Origin of the sequence: Marinobacter sp., assembly GCF_039977835.1 — a bacterium.
GTDB lineage: Bacteria > Pseudomonadota > Gammaproteobacteria > Pseudomonadales > Oleiphilaceae > Marinobacter.
The window spans coordinates 1-18768 of sequence record NZ_JBDWCL010000054.1; the positions used below are offsets into that span (position 1 = coordinate 1).

Annotated in this window: 13 protein-coding genes, 1 tRNA gene and 1 pseudogene; 11 read left to right on the forward strand and 4 right to left on the reverse strand. The window is 53.8% G+C overall.

What is annotated here, in order from left to right; genetic code table 11:
• Nucleotides 1-450 precede the first annotated feature (450 nt).
• The 5 genes and pseudogenes from ABJM11_RS16260 (at nucleotide 451) to ABJM11_RS16280 (ending at nucleotide 7102) form a co-directional block, all read left to right on the forward strand.
• Complete coding sequence (locus tag ABJM11_RS16260) at nucleotides 451-2406, forward strand: ATP-dependent endonuclease (protein WP_278349911.1); 1956 nt, start codon at nucleotides 451-453, stop codon at nucleotides 2404-2406.
• Nucleotides 2407-4287 carry a UvrD-helicase domain-containing protein gene (locus ABJM11_RS16265; protein WP_278349912.1) on the forward strand — a complete coding sequence of 627 codons (1881 nt, stop codon included), beginning with the start codon at nucleotides 2407-2409 and terminating at the stop codon, nucleotides 4285-4287.
• 218 nt (nucleotides 4288-4505) lie between these two features.
• On the forward strand, nucleotides 4506-6035 hold the full coding sequence (locus ABJM11_RS16270) for a hypothetical protein (protein WP_278349913.1): 1530 nt from the start codon (nucleotides 4506-4508) through the stop codon (nucleotides 6033-6035).
• Between the two features lie 129 nt (nucleotides 6036-6164).
• Nucleotides 6165-6602, forward strand: a pseudogene (locus ABJM11_RS16275) (DNA recombination/repair protein RecA); the annotation flags it as partial.
• Nucleotides 6603-6634: 32 nt separating this feature from the next.
• Nucleotides 6635-7102 (forward strand): flavodoxin family protein, encoded by a 468-nt coding sequence (locus ABJM11_RS16280; RefSeq protein WP_348292661.1) that lies wholly within the window; start codon nucleotides 6635-6637, stop codon nucleotides 7100-7102.
• 7 nt (nucleotides 7103-7109) lie between these two features.
• Here the strand turns inward: ABJM11_RS16280 and ABJM11_RS16285 are convergent, their stop codons facing one another.
• Entirely contained in the window at nucleotides 7110-7487 is a 378-nt protein-coding gene (locus ABJM11_RS16285) for a PilZ domain-containing protein (protein WP_348292663.1), read from the reverse strand.
• A 179-nt stretch (nucleotides 7488-7666) separates the two neighbouring features.
• Nucleotides 7667-7951: a hypothetical protein gene (locus ABJM11_RS16290; protein WP_348292664.1), complete on the reverse strand. Its 285-nt coding sequence runs from the start codon at nucleotides 7949-7951 to the stop codon at nucleotides 7667-7669.
• Between the two features lie 167 nt (nucleotides 7952-8118).
• Between ABJM11_RS16290 and ABJM11_RS16295 the strand changes: the two genes are divergently transcribed.
• Genes ABJM11_RS16295 through ABJM11_RS16305 form a run of 3 tightly spaced genes read left to right on the forward strand, consistent with a single transcriptional unit; the run spans nucleotide 8119 to nucleotide 12827 of the window.
• Nucleotides 8119-10527 carry an ATP-binding protein gene (locus ABJM11_RS16295; RefSeq protein WP_348292665.1) on the forward strand — a complete coding sequence of 803 codons (2409 nt, stop codon included), beginning with the start codon at nucleotides 8119-8121 and terminating at the stop codon, nucleotides 10525-10527.
• A gap of 38 nt (nucleotides 10528-10565) precedes the next feature.
• Entirely contained in the window at nucleotides 10566-11192 is a 627-nt protein-coding gene (fixJ, locus tag ABJM11_RS16300; protein ID WP_348292667.1) for a response regulator FixJ, read from the forward strand.
• 45 nt (nucleotides 11193-11237) lie between these two features.
• Nucleotides 11238-12827, forward strand: a complete 1590-nt coding sequence (locus ABJM11_RS16305) for a response regulator (RefSeq protein WP_348292669.1) — start codon at nucleotides 11238-11240, stop codon at nucleotides 12825-12827.
• A gap of 4 nt (nucleotides 12828-12831) precedes the next feature.
• On the opposite strand, the gene ABJM11_RS16310 is transcribed toward ABJM11_RS16305, so the two are convergent.
• Nucleotides 12832-13707 carry a MaoC/PaaZ C-terminal domain-containing protein gene (locus ABJM11_RS16310; RefSeq protein WP_348292670.1) on the reverse strand — a complete coding sequence of 292 codons (876 nt, stop codon included), beginning with the start codon at nucleotides 13705-13707 and terminating at the stop codon, nucleotides 12832-12834.
• Nucleotides 13708-13869: 162 nt separating this feature from the next.
• On the opposite strand from ABJM11_RS16310, the gene ABJM11_RS16315 reads away from it, so the two are divergent.
• Both ABJM11_RS16315 and ABJM11_RS16320 read left to right on the forward strand, forming a co-directional pair.
• A complete protein-coding gene (locus tag ABJM11_RS16315; protein WP_348292672.1) occupies nucleotides 13870-14901 on the forward strand; it encodes an AraC family transcriptional regulator in 1032 nt (343 codons plus the stop codon).
• Between the two features lie 125 nt (nucleotides 14902-15026).
• A tRNA-Asp gene (locus tag ABJM11_RS16320) sits at nucleotides 15027-15103 on the forward strand.
• Between the two features lie 203 nt (nucleotides 15104-15306).
• On the opposite strand, the gene ABJM11_RS16325 is transcribed toward ABJM11_RS16320, so the two are convergent.
• Nucleotides 15307-16365, reverse strand: coding sequence for an AraC family transcriptional regulator (locus ABJM11_RS16325; RefSeq protein ID WP_348292674.1), 1059 nt, complete (start codon nucleotides 16363-16365; stop codon nucleotides 15307-15309).
• A 132-nt stretch (nucleotides 16366-16497) separates the two neighbouring features.
• Here ABJM11_RS16325 and ABJM11_RS16330 point away from each other — a divergent pair, with 132 nt between their 5' ends.
• A complete protein-coding gene (locus ABJM11_RS16330) occupies nucleotides 16498-18564 on the forward strand; it encodes an NADPH-dependent 2,4-dienoyl-CoA reductase (protein ID WP_348292675.1) in 2067 nt (688 codons plus the stop codon).
• Nucleotides 18565-18768: the final 204 nt, after the last annotated feature.

Consider the following 18768-nt stretch of genomic DNA (forward strand, 5'->3'; position numbering starts at 1 on the left):
GGGATTGCTGGAGAGTGAAAGTACGCATGAGCCAAATGCACTGACTGGGTGAATGGATGTCAGGTGCCATTATATCGCTTAAGGCTCTGTTATTGCAGGCTTTAAGCGCAGTTTTAGCCGATTGAAGTCACTGATTCAGGAAATTGTTTGCCGGCGACGGTGCCTTTAAGGCTGCTTGGATGCAGAGTTTGCAGCGGATGATAGCTCAATAGGTTTGTGAGTGTTGGTGTAACCATCCCTAAATCGGTGCGTGCTTAATTAGAGTTCGGTCCGGTCTTTGGTAAACGGTGGGCGTAGTAAGCCCAATTTTGATCCGAAGCGGAAGTTGATTGGCCAGTTGAGTGAAGGACAATCTGGTCATACAAGCTGACGTTATAAGCGCAAGCACTGCTTATAACCGTGAACCCTATGAAATAAAAGACGGTGTAATTAATAAAAGGAATTTCTGTAATGTATGTTTCTGAGCTACATATTCAGAACTTTAGGATATTTGAGACTTTAAAGTTATCTTTGAATCCGGGGCTTAATGTACTTGTCGGCGAAAACAACTCCGGAAAAACTGCGCTAATTGATGCTATACGTCTCACTCTGGATACGAATTCAGCTGAATGGACCCGCATAGTTGAATCCGATTTCCAGAACTCTTCTGACACGCTTTCCATTAAGCTCAAGTTTGACGGAATTACGCCGGATCAGGCCCGTACCTTTGTAGAGCATCTTACGCATGAGGAGCAGAATGATGGTACAAGACATTCTGTATTGTATGTGACTTTGACTGCTCGCCGAACCGAAGTGATTCGGCGGGGTAGCCGCTTAATACGAACTGAGTTGAGGTCTGGGATAAATGGTGACGGTCTCCCTATCGAAAGAGAAACTCGGGATTATCTTTCGTCAACGTATTTGAAGCCGCTTAGAGATGCAGAGGCGGAGCTGTCCTCTGGGCGAGGATCCAGGCTTGCACAAATACTTTCCTCTTCGAAGCACTTCAAACGTGATGGAATGCATTTCGAGACATTGCTCAGGGGATTGATCGCAGCGAGTAGTGAAGCGAAGAATAATCAGGGGTTAAAAGATAGTCGGTCACATATTGACCGCTACGTTAAAAAACTTACTTTCAATACGGACAAGTTTGATTTGTCCATTCAAATGCTTGGCAGTCAGGACTTTGACACGCTTAACTCACTAGAGCGAGAGCGTGCGTTTCAGGATATTTTGCGGCGCTTGAGCCTGGTGCTAGATGAGTCCAAGCCTACGCAAGGGCTTGGATACAGCAACATCCTCTTCATGGCTACGGAGATGATATTGCTTGAGCAGGAGAAAAGTGACTTCCCGCTCTTGTTAATCGAAGAGCCCGAAGCCCATTTGCACCCGCAGTTACAAATGAAGCTTTTAAAATTTATCCGAGACACCTACTCGGGCACCAAATCAGCCACATTTCAGACGATCCTTACCACCCATAGTCCCAATCTGGCTTCTAAAGCACCCCTTGAAAGCATGATCCTAGTGTCAAATGGGGCCGCGTTTCCGCTAACCAAAAGCGAGACATTACTCGATCCGGAAGACTATGTGTTTCTTGAGAAATTTCTCGACGTAACAAAGTCGAATTTGTTTTTCGCTAAGTCAGTTCTCGTTGTGGAGGGTGATGGTGAGAATATCCTTCTTCCTACGATTTCAAATCTCCTCGGAAGGCCTCTAGAAGATTACGGTGTAAGCGTTGTCAACGTTGGAAACACCGCTTACACCCGATATGCAAAAATATTCCTTAGACGGGCTGCTCTGAACAGCGACACATCCGAGCTGCCTATTCGCGTTGCCTGCCTTAGAGACATTGACCTCTGGCCGGAGTCTGCCGATAAAGCCGTCAATAATGAGGTGGGGTTCAAGACATTTAAGACCAGAAACAAGCGTTTCTGGTTACCGCGCAAGGGGCCCGATGGAAAGGACTGCGGAACTGCCGTAGCTGATAAGAAGAAGTCTCTCCAGTCTTTTGAGATACAGCACGAGGGCGGAAAGCTTGTTCTTGAAGATTTACAAAACACGCAGGTCTTTGTGTCTGATGAATGGACGTTTGAGTATTGCCTTATCCGAAGCGGCCTTGATGAAGATATATATGACCTCGTGAAGGGAGAAGATGATCCGGCATTCGCGGGTCTCCCCGCTGATCCGGAACTGCGGGCCATAAAAATATACAGTCTCATTGAATCAAGCAGTCTCAAGACGGATGTGGCTTACCGTCTAAGCCAAAAGCTGATTGAAAACTATTCCAATGCGGATGGTAAAGATCGACTTCTGGAAAAGATGCCCGCGTATATTAAGGCCGCTATTGCGTATGTTACCGAACCGTTCAGCACGCCCCCCGTTGCCGAGGAAGCGGCTAAAGCAGGATCCGGTACGGGAGGAGAGTAGGTGCCTGAACTAAAGATTACTGATAACGATATCGAGGAGTTCCTCCAGGACTACAACCAAAGGCTTTCAGACCCGTCGATGGCTCTCGAATTTGACGACGATAGGCGCGCCATCATCAAAGCTTGGGACGATGTTCAAGCCTGCCCTGGTAGCGGAAAGACGACGATTGTCGCGGCCAAGCTTCTCATTCTTGAAAAGAAGCTGAGGTCTGCGGACCTGGGGGTATGCGTTCTGACGCATACCAACGTGGCCCGTAATGAGATTATCTCCAGAATTGAGAGCCATCCCTCGGGCTTTCGACTCACGCAGTACCCAAACTTTATTGGGACCATTCAGGAGTTTGTTAACAGATACTTGGCAACACCCTATTTGCGATCAAACGAGATGAACCCTGTCCGGATAGATGATGATGCCTGCGCAGCGCTGATGAGCGACCGGATTAGTTATAGGACGAAGAGCTTTCTAGCTAAAAATAAGCACGCATCTATATCCGAGCTAAAGATTCACCATGAGACGGGGGAGGTTAAGGTTCCAGGCTTCAAAAAGGAATCGACTAAACCTTCTTATAAGAATCTTATAGAAATATTTTGTGAGCGACTTCATCGAGGATACTTCTTTTACTCAGAGATGTACTACTTCGCAAAGCAGTGCATCCAAGAGAATGCCGAGGTTGTAAGCGCCCTCAGAAAACGTTTTTCCTATGTCCTAGTGGATGAAATGCAAGATACGCAAAAGTTTCAGGACGATCTCATTAACGAATTGTTCCTTTGCGATAGCGTTATGCTGCAAAGGCTAGGGGATCCGGACCAGGCCATTTTCGACAATATGGGAGGAGAGAGCCCGAATGAAACATTCAATGGCAATAGCGCTCTTGTTCCCCTCAAAAGCACACATAGATTTCCTGTTGATATAGCAGCCAAAATATCCGGTTTGAGCGTTACCGGGATAGGTGAACTTCAGTCGTTCAGACAGGCCTCAGATGACACGCCTCACACCATGTTCCTCTACACAGATGATACAAAAGAGCTTGTATTGGAGAGATTTTGCGAGTTGCTCGATTCCTTGGAGATAGATAATCAAGCTCGTTGTGCAAAGGCTGTAGGGGGTACAGAAGGTCAGGGAGGGTTTATAAGCGAGTATTGGCCTAGCTACGGTAGAGGAAAGTCCGTTAAGACGCCGAGGCCCCAATTGCTCATTGAGGCGGTATCACGCAAGTGGTGGGCGACTGAAGCTGATGCGGCCTCTCAATATGCACTAGTCATGCAGTGCATATTGGATTTGCTGCGTAGGGGCGATGTTACTGAAAGCGTCGGAGACTATACAAGGCACTATTCCGCGACCAGCCTCGGTAGACATCTGAGAACCGTGGGGGCATACGAAGAGTTTAGAGGTCTGCTCACGTCCTGGATTATGGATGGCCCCCCCACTGAGGAGCTATGGGAGGCACAATGTAATAAGCTGTTGTCTCTACTGGGAATTGACGGTAAAGAGGGAGCAGTTAACGACTATTTGGCCTATTCAGAGAATAATGGCGAATATAACGATATCGCTCAGGCCGGAGCAGCGAATATATATCGCTCAGCTTCCGGGCGTGAAATAGAAATTGGAACGATCCATTCTGTAAAAGGCGAAACACATGATGCGACGTTGGTACTGGAGACAAAAAATCACCAATTTGATCTAGAGTCGCTAGCCGGAAGGTTGGCGTTTATGGAAAACGGGTTAATTTCCGGAGCACGGAAGCAAAAATTTGCCAGACAACTTTACGTAGCCGCTAGCAGACCTCGTAGGCTCCTTTGTATGGCTGCCCACCAGGACCGGGTTCAGCCTGACGTAAGGACGCAGCTAGAGCAGCACGGATGGATAGTTCAGCTAGTATGAGGAGAGCGAAAATCCTCAAATTTGGGGTTGGAATCAGGCCTGTGTGACAGAATCTCGGGCGTATGCTGTGACAAAAGATAAAAAATCTGTGAAATGGAATAACTCTAAAGTTCTGATAAATATGAATAAAAATTGATATTGCGACGAAGTTGAAAATTATGCATGTGTAATTCAGTAAATGTTATAAATAGAGCAGTGTGACATGGTAGGTTCTAAGCATGAGTGCGTATGTTGTCAACCTGCTGAAGTCTCGCGGCCCTTGTCTGACTTCTGATCTTATCCAGGTCATGATTGATGAGGGCGTTTCGCCTGCTGCTGCCCGCCAGAGGCTAAGTAGGGCAAAGTCTTCTTACACCAAGCTTGCAGGAATCCAGTTCGAAAAACGGGCTCGATTCATTTATTTGGATTCTCAATTCGCCACTCAAGACTATTGGGAGGGCCTTGAGCGTGCCTTCCGGGAGCACGGTATGTCTTACTGGTGTGCAATTGCCGGATTGAGGAGCAGAGGGGGAGCCTGTCTCAAGTCACAGTTTCCCATCGTCTGTGGCGCTCCCTTAATGCGCAAGGGCCAGATTGCGCCTGATACCATTCTAGAGCGACTACAGGCCGCAGGTGTTTTGAAAGAGATTGCTGAAGAGAACTTCTCTGAACCAGTGGTCACGTTGAACCCGATGAATTTCGGCGTCGTCGAAACAAGCGATTTGCGAGCTTTTAACGTCGCCGAAAATGTAGCCATTCATGCTATCCACGAATGGGCGCGTCGTGTCGGTTTGGGTAGCTACGGCGCTTTCAGGCTTCGAAACGTAAGTGAGCTTCCCGTGGTTTCCTCCGTGGCATGGGATATAACTGCGCCAAGCTATGCAAGACCTTTGGCTCGCTTCTCGAATGGACAAATGAAGCCTGGCTTCATTGTGAGCGATGTTGTTCTTGGAGACGGGCTCTCGGTAGAAGCTGTGGAAGTCTTTATCCGGAAGCATGATATGGCATCTGCCCCCTTGGGCGTTGCTCCGATCATGCCGTTTCTAGTGGCAAACTGGTTTGACCAGGAGGCTTACGATGCTGCGCGATCCGCCGGAGTTATCGCGGTGACGGTCGAGCAGCTATTGGGAAAGACATTAGCCACAGCTTTACAGGCGTTAGTACAGATATTGTCGGACCTGGGGGCCACGGCTGCTGTTAACGCCGAGAAAATTGAAATGGTCTTAAATGAGCTAACCAGAATCGAGGGAGCAGCCCAAAATTTACGTGGAGACCTTTTCGAGCTGGTAATTGGCAATGTTGTAAAGGCGGTTGAAAAGGGATCATTATCCGTAGGCAGGGAGATCCAACACAGAACTCAAGCACTGAAAGCGGAGCTTGATGTGCGGCTCAATTCCGAAGATTGCAACAATACGTTGATTATTGAGTGTAAAGCCAAAGTCCCAGGCTCGAAGGTCAGTGAAGCCGAGGTACGAAAATGGTACGAAAAGAAAATATTGCGCATTGTAGAAATACTGCGCTCAGATCCCTACTACTCTGAGCGGAGATTAAGATTTGAGATGTGGACGAACGGTCTTTTTCACCCAACGGCCTTAGCTTGGCTGGATAGTAGAAAAACTGAGTTTGAGGATGAAGGCTACTCGGTTGGATGGAGAGATGGGGTGGCTGTAAAAAAGTACTCGAAAAAAGTGAGAGATAAGGCGATACAGAACATCTTGAGGGAACACTACTTCAATCATCCTTTGACTAAAATCGCGACTGAAGAATAGTTTGGTTTTTTACCGAACGCGCCTGAGTTGAGATTAGGTCCTCAGCTCCGGTATTTCTGTTGGAATCGTTGCTCTTATGATGTTAGCTTCTCTCATACAAAAAGGGCTGTTTTGGCATGGGACACATTTAGCCCGGAAACCACAACCGGTGGCAACGCCCTGAAGTTCTATTCTTCCGTGCGCCTGGACATCCGTCGCATCGGCTCGGTGAAAGACGGCGACGAAGTGGTGGGCAACGAAACCCGCGTAAAAGTGGTCAAGAACAAGGTTTCCCCGCCGTTCAGGCAGGCGGAGTTCCAGATCATGTACGGCAAGGGTATCTACCACATGGCCGAAGTGCTCGACATGGGCGTGAAGGAAGGCTTCGTGGACAAGTCCGGCGCCTGGTACGCCTACAAGGGCGACAAGATCGGCCAGGGCAAGGCCAATGCCTGCAAGTTCCTGGAAGAGAACCTGGAGATTGCCAATGAAATCGAAGCCGCTGTACGCGACAAGCTGATGCCCAAGCCGGTAAAGAAAGAAGCGGCTGAAGAGGCAACAGCAGACGCTAATGGCGAGCTTCTCTAAGCGCTGTATTTTCTCGGATTACAGGGGGTGTCATGGAGGCGAAAAAGTTGTTGATCGTAGCGCACGCCCCCTCCCCGAATACCCTCAAGCTGCGGGAAGCGGTAGAGCAGGGCGCAAAGCACGAAGACATCGAAAATGTGGAGGTGACCGTCCTCCCACCCCTGGAAGCGGGGCCGGACGATGTGCTGGCCTGTGATGCCATTATCCTCGGTACCACTGAAAATCTCGCTTACATGAGTGGAGCCCTCAAGGATTTCTTCGACCGCAGCTACTATCCCTGCCTGGAGAAAACCCAGGGGCTGCCTTTCACCTTCTATATCCGTGCCGGCCTGGATGGCACTGGCACCCATCGGGCCATCGAATCCATCACCACTGGTCTGCGCTGGCGCCTGGTTCAGGAGCCATTGCTCTGTCATGGCGAGTATCGGGATGAATTCGAGGAGCAGTGCCGTGAACTGGGACTTTACATGGCTGCCAGCCTGGATGCCGGTTTGTTCTAGGAAAGGGTCAACTGGCAAAGCGGTTATAGAAGCCTTCAATGCGTGAAAGGGCATTATCCACGGTTCTCGAATACCCCCTTTTCTCGAAGCAGTAGCTGAACTGAAGACTTATCCGGAAGCCGGCCTGGAAAGGCTGGCAGTTGACCACCTGGGCGGCCACGCGGGATTCGCGGATATACTTGCCATCAAAGTCCATATACAGGCGTGCGCCGGGCTCTACCGGCCTCGGACAAAGCACTGCCATTCCGTAACGGTTCATATCAATGCAGGTTACAGCGATCGAATTCTTACCCCGACCAAAAAAACCACGTTCCTGCAGCCGTACCTTCAGGCACATGGCAGGGTAGCGGTCCTTGATTCTGCGATCTGCGGAATCATTCGTCATAGGTTGGCATCCGTTGCTGATCTTGTGATTGTTATCGGCCCGTTTTCCCAGCGGGACATGGAGTTTAGTTCCCACAGGGGTGGCTGAAAAATGACCAAACAAAGAACTGTGATCAGGTTATCAAAAACGCAACGCCAGCACCTGTGTCAATAAACCATGCCCATACGGGTCTGCATTGACTATGCCCGGGTGCTGACCAGCCTGCCTCTCCGGTCCTCAGCGGGAGCTTCCTGCCCGGTCTTCGGGTTGAGCAGGCGAGGGCTGCGCCTGGAGCGTTTTTTGCGGCGGTCAGGCCCGGCAAAAGCCACCTGTGCACGACGCCGGTCGGGTTGTACTCGACGATCTCTCAGTGGTTTTTCCGGCGACGGGGTCGGTTGCTGCGGTTCAGGCAGTGTAAAGGGTTTGTGTTTGCGGAGTGATTCCAGCACTGTCAGCGGTTGCGATTGATTCCGGTAAATATCCATTCGGTGAGTGTCCTGGCTGCGCCTTTATGCGGTGGATAATTATGCCCGATTGATCAATTTATCGACAAGTTGCGCTAAAACTTTAGCCCGAGCGCGACAGGGCGAGCCCCAGATTCTACAATGACCGCCCATAACCAAATGCTTTCATACCGTTACAGGACCGAACCTTGAAGTCACTGTCCCTGAACCAGCTTTATAAAGCCTGTGTTTTAAAAGATTTACCGTTCAAGACGACCCGTCAACTCGAACCCCTGGCAGAAATTGTCGGTCAGAATCGGGCCCAGGCCGCGGTGCGTTTTGCCCTGGCCATGCCCCACGGTGGTTACAATGTCTATGCGGTGGGTCGCAACGGGATAGGCAAGCGCACCATGATGCTTCGTTACCTTGAACATCATGTGGACACGGAGAATCAGAGCCACGACTGGTGCTATGTGGCCAACTTCGAGGAGCCCCGCGTGCCCAGGGTGCTCAGGCTCCCTGCGGGCAAGGGCACCGAGTTGAAGCAGGATATGGAGAAGCTGATGGGGCGTCTGATGAAGATGATTCCCCAGACGTTCGACAGCGACAGTTTCCTGGAGCGTGCTGAGAAACTGAAGAACGACTACGGCAGAAAGCAGGAAGACGAGCTGGAAAAGGTGGCCGCCCAGGCCAGGCGAAAGAAAGTGAGCCTGAACATCACAACCCCGGGTGGCTATCGCCTGGTGGCCATGAATGGAGATGAGCCCCATACTGCCGAGTCGTTCCAGGCCCTGACCGAGGCGCAGCGGGACAAGTTTGAAACCGAGATCAACAAGCTTGAGAAGAAGCTCAGGCAAGCATTGCGGAAGCTGGCGGACTGGGAGCAGGAATACGCCGAGGATCAGCAGGCCCTTAATGAGGAGACGCTGGAGGGGATCTCGGGCCACCAGATCGATGAGCTGGTGGACAAATATCAGGACCAGCCGGATGTGGTGTCCTACTTCGAGGCCGTGCGTAAGGATCTATCAGAGAGCCTGGAAATTTTCCTGGAAGACAATGAAGAACAGGCTGCCATTGCCTATGCGTCCCTGGATAAAAAAATGCCCCGGCGTTACCTGGTGAATGTTCTGGTCCACCAGAAAACCGATGAAGTGCCGGTAGTGGTGGAGGATAACCCCACGTATCACAATCTGTTTGGTTACGTCGAAAGCGTCACCTTCAAGGGCACCGTGTTTACGGATTTCTCCCTCATTCGCCCCGGCAGTATTCATCGCGCCAATGGTGGTTATCTGTTGATGGACGCGATCAAGGTTCTGGAGCAGCCGTTCGTCTGGGATGGTCTCAAGCGGGCTCTGCGCTCCAAAACCATCCAGATCAATTCGCTGGAACGGGAGCTGACTCTGTCCGGGACTATCTCGCTGGAACCTGAGGAAATTCCACTGGATGTGAAAATCGTCCTTTTCGGCGACCGGGAAACCTGGATGTTATTGCAGGAATACGATCCGGAATTCGCCGAGCTCTTCCGGGTGACGGCGGATTTTGAGAACGAGATGATGCGTACGGATGAAAGCCAGGTGCTTTATGCGAAGTTCATCGCCAGTCTGGTGGATGAAAAGAAGCTCCTTCACTGCAGCAACAAGGCGGTCGCCCGTATCATTGAGCACAGCGCGCGCATGGCCGAGCATCAGGATCGCCTGTCATTGCATGCCGCGGATATAGCCAACCTGTTGCGCGAGTCAGACTATTGGGCCCGGCAGGCCAATGCCCGCCTGATCCAGAACTCCCACGTGGATCAGGCGCTGGAAAGTGCCCGTTATCGCAGCAGCCGGATCCGGGATCAGTTCTACGACTCCATTCGGGACGGATCGACGCTGGTGTCCACCACTGGTACCTGCGTGGGGCAGGTGAATGCGTTGTCAGTGCTTTCAACCGGCGGCTTCGAGTTCGGTCTGTCCAACAGGATTACTGCCACCTGCTATTATGGTGATGGTGCTGTGATGGATATTGAGCGTGACGTGAAGCTGGGGGGCAACATCCACTCCAAGGGCGTGATGATCCTCAGTTCCTGGCTTTCAGCCCATTTTGCCGTTACGGACCCGATGCACTTGTCGGCCAGCCTGACCTTCGAGCAGAACTACGGCGAAGTGGATGGCGACAGCGCCTCCCTGGCAGAGATGTGCGCGTTGGTTTCGGCGCTGTCGGGGCTGCCCGTGCGGCAGGACCTGGCAATTACAGGGTCCGTCAACCAGTTTGGCGAGGTCCAGCCGATTGGCGGCGTTAACGAGAAGGTCGAAGGTTTCTACAGCACCTGTAAACTGGTCGGAGACCTGACTGGAACCCAGGGTGTTATTGTGCCTGCAACCAATGTTCAGAACCTGATGCTCGACCAGGAAGTCGTTCAGGCGGCACGCAACGGCAAGTTCCATGTTCACGCGGTGAGCCGCGCAGAGGAAGCCATCACGCTTTTGCTGGGTAAGCCGGCGGGCAAGGCGGACAATAAAGGCAGGTATCCCAAACAGAGTGTATTTGGCATGATCCAGCAACGTCTGGAGAAGATGCGCGAACACGAGCGCCAGGAACATGCCCGGGATGACCACAAAGACCCGTCGATTCACTGAGGTGTATTGGCGGCAATTATAAAGGAGAGACAAGGCCCATGACTGATACCCAGCAAACAGTGTACGTAGTTGAAGATGACGAGGCGGTACGCGACTCGCTGGAGTTGCTGCTGAAATCCGATGGCAAGCCCGTCAGCACTTACGAAAATGCCAACGCCTTCCTCAAGGAGTATTCCGAAAAGATGGCTGGCTGCATTGTGCTGGATATCCGTATGCCCGGCATGGACGGCATGGAACTCCAGAAAAAGCTGAACGAGAAGCACTCCATACTGCCCATCATCTTTGTTACCGGGCATGGTGACGTGCCGATGGCTGTGGATGCCATGAAAGAAGGCGCAGTGGACTTCATTCAGAAACCTTATCGTGAAGAAGCCCTGTTGCAGAAGATTGAGGCAGCACTGGAGCAGGACCGGGATCAGCGTAAAACCCTGGGAGAGAAACAGGAGATCCTGCGCCGGGTAAAGAGCCTGACGCCGCGGGAGCACGAAATCATGGACCGGATGATTGCAGGGCAGGCCAACAAGGTCATAGCCATCGAGCTTGAAATCAGTCAGCGAACCGTGGAAATACACCGTTCACGAGTCATGCACAAGATGGGAACCCATTCACTGGCACATCTGGTCCGTATGGTTCTGTCCGTAAAGGACCTTATCGACCCGCGCTGATTTGGCCGGCATCATGCAGTCACCATCGTAACCGGCCGTACTCATATGACAGATGCTGTCCCGGAGACAACAGACGTAACGGTTCTGCTTGTTGACGACAATCCGCAGAACCTGAAAGTGCTTTATGAAACCCTGAAAGACAAGGGTTATCGCCTGTTAATTGCCAACGATGGTGAAAAGGCGCTGGACCTCGCTCACCGGCATCAGCCTGAGGTCATCCTTCTGGATATCATGATGCCGGAGCTGGACGGCTATCAGGTGTGTGAACGCCTCAAGGCCGACCCGATTACTTCCGACAGTGCTGTTGTATTCCTCTCCGCGCTTGACGACCTTCAGGCCAAGGTCCGTGGTTTTTCCCTCGGTGGCGCAGATTATATCTCCAAGCCGTTCCAGGCTCAGGAAGTCATTGCCAGGGTGAAAACCCATGCCCGGGTTATACGCCTGGAGCGGGAGCTGCAGGCGCGCAACCGCCAGCTTGAGAACGACCAGGCCCGCATACTGAACTCCATCAGTGAAGGTATTTACGGCCTGGACGCGACTGGCGTCATCGTATTCGCCAATCCCGCTGCTGCCCTGATCATGCGCAGTTCTACTGATGAATTGGTCGGTCAGAACTTCTTTGACCTGCATTTCCGCACGGCAGGCCAGGGGTGCGAATCGCTCCCCGTATATGCCACCTGCAGCCAGGGGGTTGCGGAAAATCAGCGCGATATTGAAATGCTGCGGGCCGATGGCAGTGCGTTTCCCGTGGAGTACCGCTCCACGCCCAAACTCGACGGTGACGAACTGCATGGGGCTGTGGTGGTTTTTCGGGATATCACCACCGAGCTTGAGAGTGAGAAGGCGCTCGAAGATGCCCGCAATGTGGTTCAGGAGCAGCGTGAGCAGATAGCCCATTTTTCGCGCCTGACCACGATGGGTGAGATGGCCGCGGGGGTGGCTCACGAGGTGAACCAGCCGCTGACGGCCATTACCAACTATGCGAGGGTTGCCAGGCGCGTGCTGGCGAAGGAAGAGCCGGATCACAGGTTGCTCGAAGAAACCCTGGAAAAGATTGAAGCCCAGTCACACCGGGCCAGTGAGGTGATCCGGCGAATCCGGCGGTTCATGAAGAAGCCGGCGGCGGGAAAGGACGTACTGTCCATCGCTGCTTTGTTGGAGGATACCCGCCAGTTCGCGGAAGTGGATATCCGTAACAATGAGGGTGGCGTTGAAATCTATGTGGCCGACGATGTGCCCGAGGTGCTTGCCGACCCCATTCAGGTCCAGCAGGTGGCACTGAATCTGATCCGTAACGCCCTGGAATCTACCCGCAGTGCCGATTCGTCGGCACCGGTGGAAGTGACTGTGACCATGTCTGACAGCCGTTGTGTCAGGATTGCAGTGGCCGATCATGGGGTTGGTTTGCCGGATGATGCCGAAGAAAAGCTGTTCCTACCGTTTTACACTACCAAGGAGGAGGGGATGGGGATCGGTCTGCCTACGTGCCGCTCGCTGATTCAGGCTCAGGGTGGGGATATCGGATTCGAGCGCCCGGAGCATGGTGGTGCCTGTTTCTATTTTACCCTGCCCGTGGCGGGCGCTGAAGGCGCTCCCTGCGCGCCTGACGCCGATACCCCGGCGCCGGCGCAGTAACCCCTCATTTGCTCCAGCGAATCTCACCACTCAGGTGAGGGGCCGCGCCGGAAGCATTCAGCAGCTGGTAGTCCCAGCCAGCCTTGCCTGTCTGCCAGTTGAGCTGTGCAGTTCCGGGCAGGAACAACGGCTTCTTGAAGTGGCAGGATACCGAGACGGCATCCGGGCGCCAGCCGCTCTGCTGTTCCAGTAACGCCAGTACTCTGGCCTTGCTCCACATTCCGTGGGCGATAGCGCGGGGAAACCCGAACGCCTTCGCTGTCAGCGCATGCAGGTGTATCGGGTTCCGATCTCCGGAAACGCTGGCGTATTGCCGGCCAATGGACTCCGCGGCACTTATCTCGGTCGACTCCGCATAGCGGGGCAGTTCGGGTGGCTTGCCACCGGATTTTTTGCTGTTTTTGTCCGGCTGCCGGAACAGATTGGTGCTGGTTTCCTCCCACACCAGACGGCCAGCCGCCCACACCTCGGTTACCAGATCGAATTCCAGGCCCTTCGGGGTATTGTTCTGACCTTCCAGTTGCACCGTTATATCCACGCTCTCCCCTGCTCCGAGCGGGCGGTGCTGGGTGATGTGGTTGCGAAGGTGTACCAGGCCCAGCAGTGGCAGCGGGAACGCTTTATCCGTCAGCAGCTTCAGATGCAGGGGAAATGCCAGAATATGCGGCCAGGTGATTGGTACCGTGGTTTGTGTACCGAATCCGCAGACTTTCTGGTAGCGTTTCAGGTTGTCGTTGGCCGTACTGACGCCAATCAGTCTGGCGGAAAGTCCGGGAATGCTGATATCACCGCCGGATCGTTTCTCTTTGGGGAGAAGTGCCCTGCTGTAAAGCGACCATAGGCCTGGCGGGTGATTACGATAGATTGCAGTATCTGTCATATTCTTGACTCTCCTGGTACACCTGTGCGGCTCTGGCCTGATATGCTCTAATATTAGACTTAAGTCTGGCAAACCCGGTCAGTATGAGCATTGACCTGGCGTGCCGGCAAGGTTGTCCGGTAGGTCAAGCCGATTAATAAACAACTATAAAGCGGGACATTCATGCAGGAACTTCGCGATGCGGGTGTGATGTTGCGCCTGATTTATCAGGCCATGAAACGCAAAGGGATTGATACCGATGCTATTTTTGCCCGACTGGGTGTGGATGAAGGGTATGTCTACACCGAACAACTGAGAACTCCCCACAGCGCCCAGCTTTATTTCTGGCAGGTGGTGGAGGACGTTTCCGGTGACCCGGACGCCGGTCTTCATCTGGGGCAGCTTCTGCCAGCGTACAAAGGGCAGGTTCTGGAATATCTGTTTCTCAGCAGTCCCACTTTTGGCGAAGGTCTGCGGCGGGCTCAGAACTACCAGCGACTCCTGAGCGATGCCGCCAATACGGACTTCTTTATTGAGGGAGACGAGGCCTGCATGGTGCTGGATGCTGCCTCGGATGAGGTCAGCCGCCTACGGCATTTTAACGAATGCTTTGTCCAGGGTCTGATTACCTTCTTCAAATCCATTACCGATGACCAGTTCTATCCCTCGCGGATCGAGTTCGAGCATGAGCGCGACCATGGCGAAGCTCACGTGAGCGAGGTGCTGGGGTGTAACGTTGTGTTTGGCGCTGAGGAGAACCGGCTGTATTTCCCGGCGTCCCTGTTATCCCATGCATCACCCCATGCAGAACCGGAATTACTGGACCTCCACGAGCGGTTTGCCAGTGAACAGGTGGCCCGCCTTGAGAAGAAGGACATCGTGGGGCAGGTGGAACGCATTGTGGCAGAGCTGCTGGACAGCGGAGAGGTTACCCTCGATGCAGTGGCCGGGCGCCTGGGCATAAAGCCACGAACCCTGCGTACCCGCCTGACCGAAGCTGAGACCAGTTTTAACCAGGTGCTGGCGGATTTCCGTTATCGCCTTGCCCGGCAACTGTTGGCGACGACCGATGAATCCATTGATGAGATCGTCTATCTCACAGGCTTCTCGGAACCCAGTACTTTTTACCGTGCGTTCAAGCGCTGGTCCGGAATGACGCCCATTGAATACCGCAAAACCGCACAGGGAAAGGACGCCATGGTTGATGCCATGTGACGGTGCCCTGTTAAACCAATTTTTTTCATGAAAAACGTTGACATGCGGGGCCGCCTCTTTATAATGCGCCCTCGTTGTCACCGAGCAATCACACCCTTGATTGCGCCCGAGGTGACGGCTCACGCGGAGCGGTAGTTCAGCTGGTTAGAATACCGGCCTGTCACGCCGGGGGTCGCGGGTTCGAGTCCCGTCCGCTCCGCCATTTTCCCTCCTGTACCACCTTTTCTGATTGTCATTCCTGGTTCATCTCCACGTAACAGTGGCATGTTATTGTTTTCCTGTTTGATACAAGGGAGATGAATCATGTCTGATTACGAAGAAGAGCTGATGGATTATCAGTTTGAAGAATATGACGACGACGATGGTCTGGATGACGCAACGGAACTCTAGCACCTGTTGGAGGGCTTAACGAATACCTTTGATGGCCTGCTCGGCCAGATAGTGTTTTCTGTGTTCCCCCGGGCTGGTCTCGAACCATCGGCGCCACGCCTTGTGGAAAGCCGCGGGATTGGCAAAGCCTAGTAGCCAGGCAATTTCCGAAAGGGATGCCCGGGTCTCCCGGATGTACTCCAGCGCCAGTTCCCGGCGTGTTTCGTCCACCAGTTCCCGAAAACCTGTCTGCTCGTCGGCGAGCTGTCTCTGAAGTGTCCAGGGCGCGACACCGAGCTTTTCCGCAACCGCTGCCAGGGTGGGAGTGCCTTTCTGTAGTAGTGGCGGTAGCATGTCTTTCACGCGGTCTCCGGTACTCCAGCCAGCACGGATTCGTAACAGATCGCGCTGGCATTCGCCGAACAATTTCTCGTACATCGCCGCTTGCGCCTGCAGTGAACCTGTCTCCCGTATGCCTGGCGCAAGTCTCAGGCTGTTGCCCTCGGCGCCAAACCTTACCGGGCATCCGAACCACTGTTCGAACACCTCGTCATGGCCCTGGGAGGGGTACTCGACGGTTACCCGTTCGATGACCCCGTCGTGGCCGGTAACCGTCCTCAGAAATTGTGCCCACGCTGCCAGAACGGAATCCACCACGAAAAAGTTGAACACGTTGTAGGGCCTGATCGAGTAGAAATGGGCTTCCCGCCCGCCATTGGTTGTCCAGGGGATGCCACGGCTATTGCGGCTGGTAAGCAGGGCATAGTGAATCAGAGTGCTGATGGCTTCTCCGCCTGTCGGCGCGCATTGGGCGGCCAACCCGGCAATACCGGCGTCCACCGGCCTCGACAGTCGCCCCATGGTAAGGCCGAATGCGGGATTACCGGTGAGGACGATAGCTGCCTGGCCCATGCGCATGAAGCGGGGAATGCTGATGCGGGCTTCGGGCTCACCCAATGCCTGTTCATCCAGCCCGAAACGTTGGAGCAGGTCTGTGGGGTCTGCGCCCTCCGCACGGATGGCTCGCACCATAACGGCGACATACAGCACGCTGATATCACCGAGGGGATTCTTGTGTCTGCTAAGGGGTCGCATAGATTTCAGTATTGTCTTACAAGTTAGCCAAGGATATCAGATTGTGCTCCGGGGATATTGTTCGCTGCAAGTCAGAGGGCTACTTTAGACCCCACGATTCGGCTCCGCCGGCCCAATAAGAGGAGAGAGACCATGACCGCATCGACACCCGGTGTTAAGCGCTACCCCAATCTGCTGGAACCACTGGACCTTGGGTTTACCCGCCTTCGCAACCGTACTCTGATGGGCTCAATGCACACCGGCCTGGAAGAGGCCAGAAACGGTTTTGAGCGGCTTGCAGCCTTCTATGCAGAACGTGCCCGTGGTGGCGCCGGACTGATCGTTACCGGCGGTATTTCCCCGAACGTCGAAGGCGCTGTATTCCAGCATGCTGCCAAGATGAGCAGCGAGGAAGAAGCGGAAAAACATAAAGTGATAACCCGGGCAGTGCACGAAGCCGATGGCAAGATCTGCATGCAGATACTTCATGCCGGGCGCTATGCCTACCATCCGGAACTGGTAGCGCCGTCCGCCATTCAGGCACCCATTAACCCGCTGAAGCCGAAGGAACTCGACGAAGCGGGTATCGAAAAGCAGATCGAAGACTACGTAAACTGTGCCGGGCTGGCGCAGGAAGCGGGCTACGACGGCGTTGAGATCATGGGCTCGGAAGGCTATTTCATCAACCAGTTCATCGTGGCCCATACCAACCACCGTACCGATCAGTGGGGCGGCCGTTATGAAAACCGCATCCGCCTGCCGATCGAGATTGTTCGTCGGGTCCGCGAGCGTGTAGGCAGTGATTTTATTCTGATCTATCGGCTGTCGATGCTGGACCTGATTGAAGATGGCAGTACCTGGGAAGAGGTGGTAAAGCTGGCCAAAGAGATTGAAAAGGCTGGAGCAACCATCATCAACACCGGTATAGGCTGGCATGAGGCGCGGGTGCCGACGATCGCCACCTCGGTACCAAGAGGGGCCTTCACCAAGGTGACAGCCCGTCTGAAAGACGAGGTCAGCATTCCCCTGGTAACCACCAACCGCATCAACATGCCCGATGTTGCCGAAAAGATTCTGGCGGAGGGCGATGCCGACATGGTTTCCATGGCACGGCCTTTCCTGGCAGATGCAGATCTGGTGCTTAAAGCCGCGGAAGACCGCGCGAACGAGATCAATACCTGCATCGGTTGCAACCAGGCCTGTCTGGATCACACTTTCAGTGGCAAGCTGACATCCTGCCTGGTGAACCCTCGTGCCTGTCATGAAACCGAGCTAGCCTATGTGAAAACCGCGGCGCCCAAAGCCATCGCGGTCGTGGGCGCCGGTCCCGCCGGGCTGGCGTTCGCCTCCGTAGCGGCAGAGAGAGGCCACAGGGTCACATTGTTCGATGCTGGCAGCGAAGTCGGTGGCCAGTTTAACGTGGCCAAGCTGATTCCAGGCAAGGAAGAATTTTATGAAACCCTGCGCTATTACCGGGTGATGCTGGACAAGCACGGAGTCGACGTTCGCCTGAACACGCGGGTGAATGTCGATGACCTGAAGGCGGGTGGTTTCGATCACGTGGTTCTGGCCACGGGTGTCAGTCCTCGCACGCCGGAAATCGAGGGCGTCGAGCACCCCAAGGTTATCGGCTACCTGGATGCCTTGCTGGGGCGCAAGCCCGTTGGCCAGAAAGTGGCGGTTATCGGTGCGGGTGGTATCGGTTTTGACGTCTCCGAGTTTATCGTTCACAAGGGAACTTCGGCGGCACTGGATCCTGAGCACTTCATGCGGGAATGGGGTGTGGACCTGAGTGTTGAGCATCGCGGAGGTATCCAGGGAATGACACCCGAAGTGCCTGAACCGGCCCGGGAGGTGTATCTGCTGCAACGCAAAACCTCCAAGGTGGGCAAGAACCTGGGCAAGACGACTGGCTGGATCCATCGCACGTCCCTGAAGAACCGGCAGGTTCAGATGGTACCGGGTGTCAGTTACCGCAAGATCGACGATGATGGCCTGCATATCACCGTGACCCCGAAAGGTGCTGAGCAGGGTGAAGACCGCGTACTGCCGGTGGATACCATCGTCATCTGTGCCGGTCAGGAGCCGCTGCGTGAGTTGCAGGGTGGTCTGGAAGCGGCGGGCGTGCAGGTTCATCTGATCGGTGGTGCCGATGTGGCCGCGGAGCTGGACGCCAAGCGCGCCATCGACCAGGGAAGTCGTCTGGCAGCGGAGCTCTGACAGCCAGAACCGTGGCTTATGCCCCATGATCACAAAACGTTGCAGTTTTCCCCTGTCCAGCGGGCATTGAGCCGCTAGACTATTATCCGGAAGTCTGTCAGTTTGAAACCGGCCCGTACTGACCGTGCGTGGCCGGTTTTTGGTGTCTGGCGGTAAAAACGGAACGCTAGGGTGGCGTTCACCGTGTTGCTGTCAGGTTTTCGC

What these genes read in the sequence shown, in the direction of transcription:
- fixJ (WP_348292667.1), top strand. Translation starts at nt 10,566, where the DNA reads ATGACTGATACCCAGCAAACAGTGTACGTAGTTGAAGATGACGAGGCG.
- ABJM11_RS16280 (WP_348292661.1), top strand. Translation starts at nt 6,635, where the DNA reads ATGGAGGCGAAAAAGTTGTTGATCGTAGCGCACGCCCCCTCCCCGAAT.
- ABJM11_RS16260 (WP_278349911.1), top strand. Translation starts at nt 451, where the DNA reads ATGTATGTTTCTGAGCTACATATTCAGAACTTTAGGATATTTGAGACT.
- ABJM11_RS16285 (WP_348292663.1), bottom strand. Translation starts at nt 7,487, where the DNA reads ATGACGAATGATTCCGCAGATCGCAGAATCAAGGACCGCTACCCTGCC.
- ABJM11_RS16290 (WP_348292664.1), bottom strand. Translation starts at nt 7,951, where the DNA reads ATGGATATTTACCGGAATCAATCGCAACCGCTGACAGTGCTGGAATCA.
- ABJM11_RS16305 (WP_348292669.1), top strand. Translation starts at nt 11,238, where the DNA reads ATGACAGATGCTGTCCCGGAGACAACAGACGTAACGGTTCTGCTTGTT.
- ABJM11_RS16270 (WP_278349913.1), top strand. Translation starts at nt 4,506, where the DNA reads ATGAGTGCGTATGTTGTCAACCTGCTGAAGTCTCGCGGCCCTTGTCTG.
- ABJM11_RS16330 (WP_348292675.1), top strand. Translation starts at nt 16,498, where the DNA reads ATGACCGCATCGACACCCGGTGTTAAGCGCTACCCCAATCTGCTGGAA.
- ABJM11_RS16315 (WP_348292672.1), top strand. Translation starts at nt 13,870, where the DNA reads ATGCAGGAACTTCGCGATGCGGGTGTGATGTTGCGCCTGATTTATCAG.
- ABJM11_RS16325 (WP_348292674.1), bottom strand. Translation starts at nt 16,365, where the DNA reads ATGCGACCCCTTAGCAGACACAAGAATCCCCTCGGTGATATCAGCGTG.
- ABJM11_RS16310 (WP_348292670.1), bottom strand. Translation starts at nt 13,707, where the DNA reads ATGACAGATACTGCAATCTATCGTAATCACCCGCCAGGCCTATGGTCG.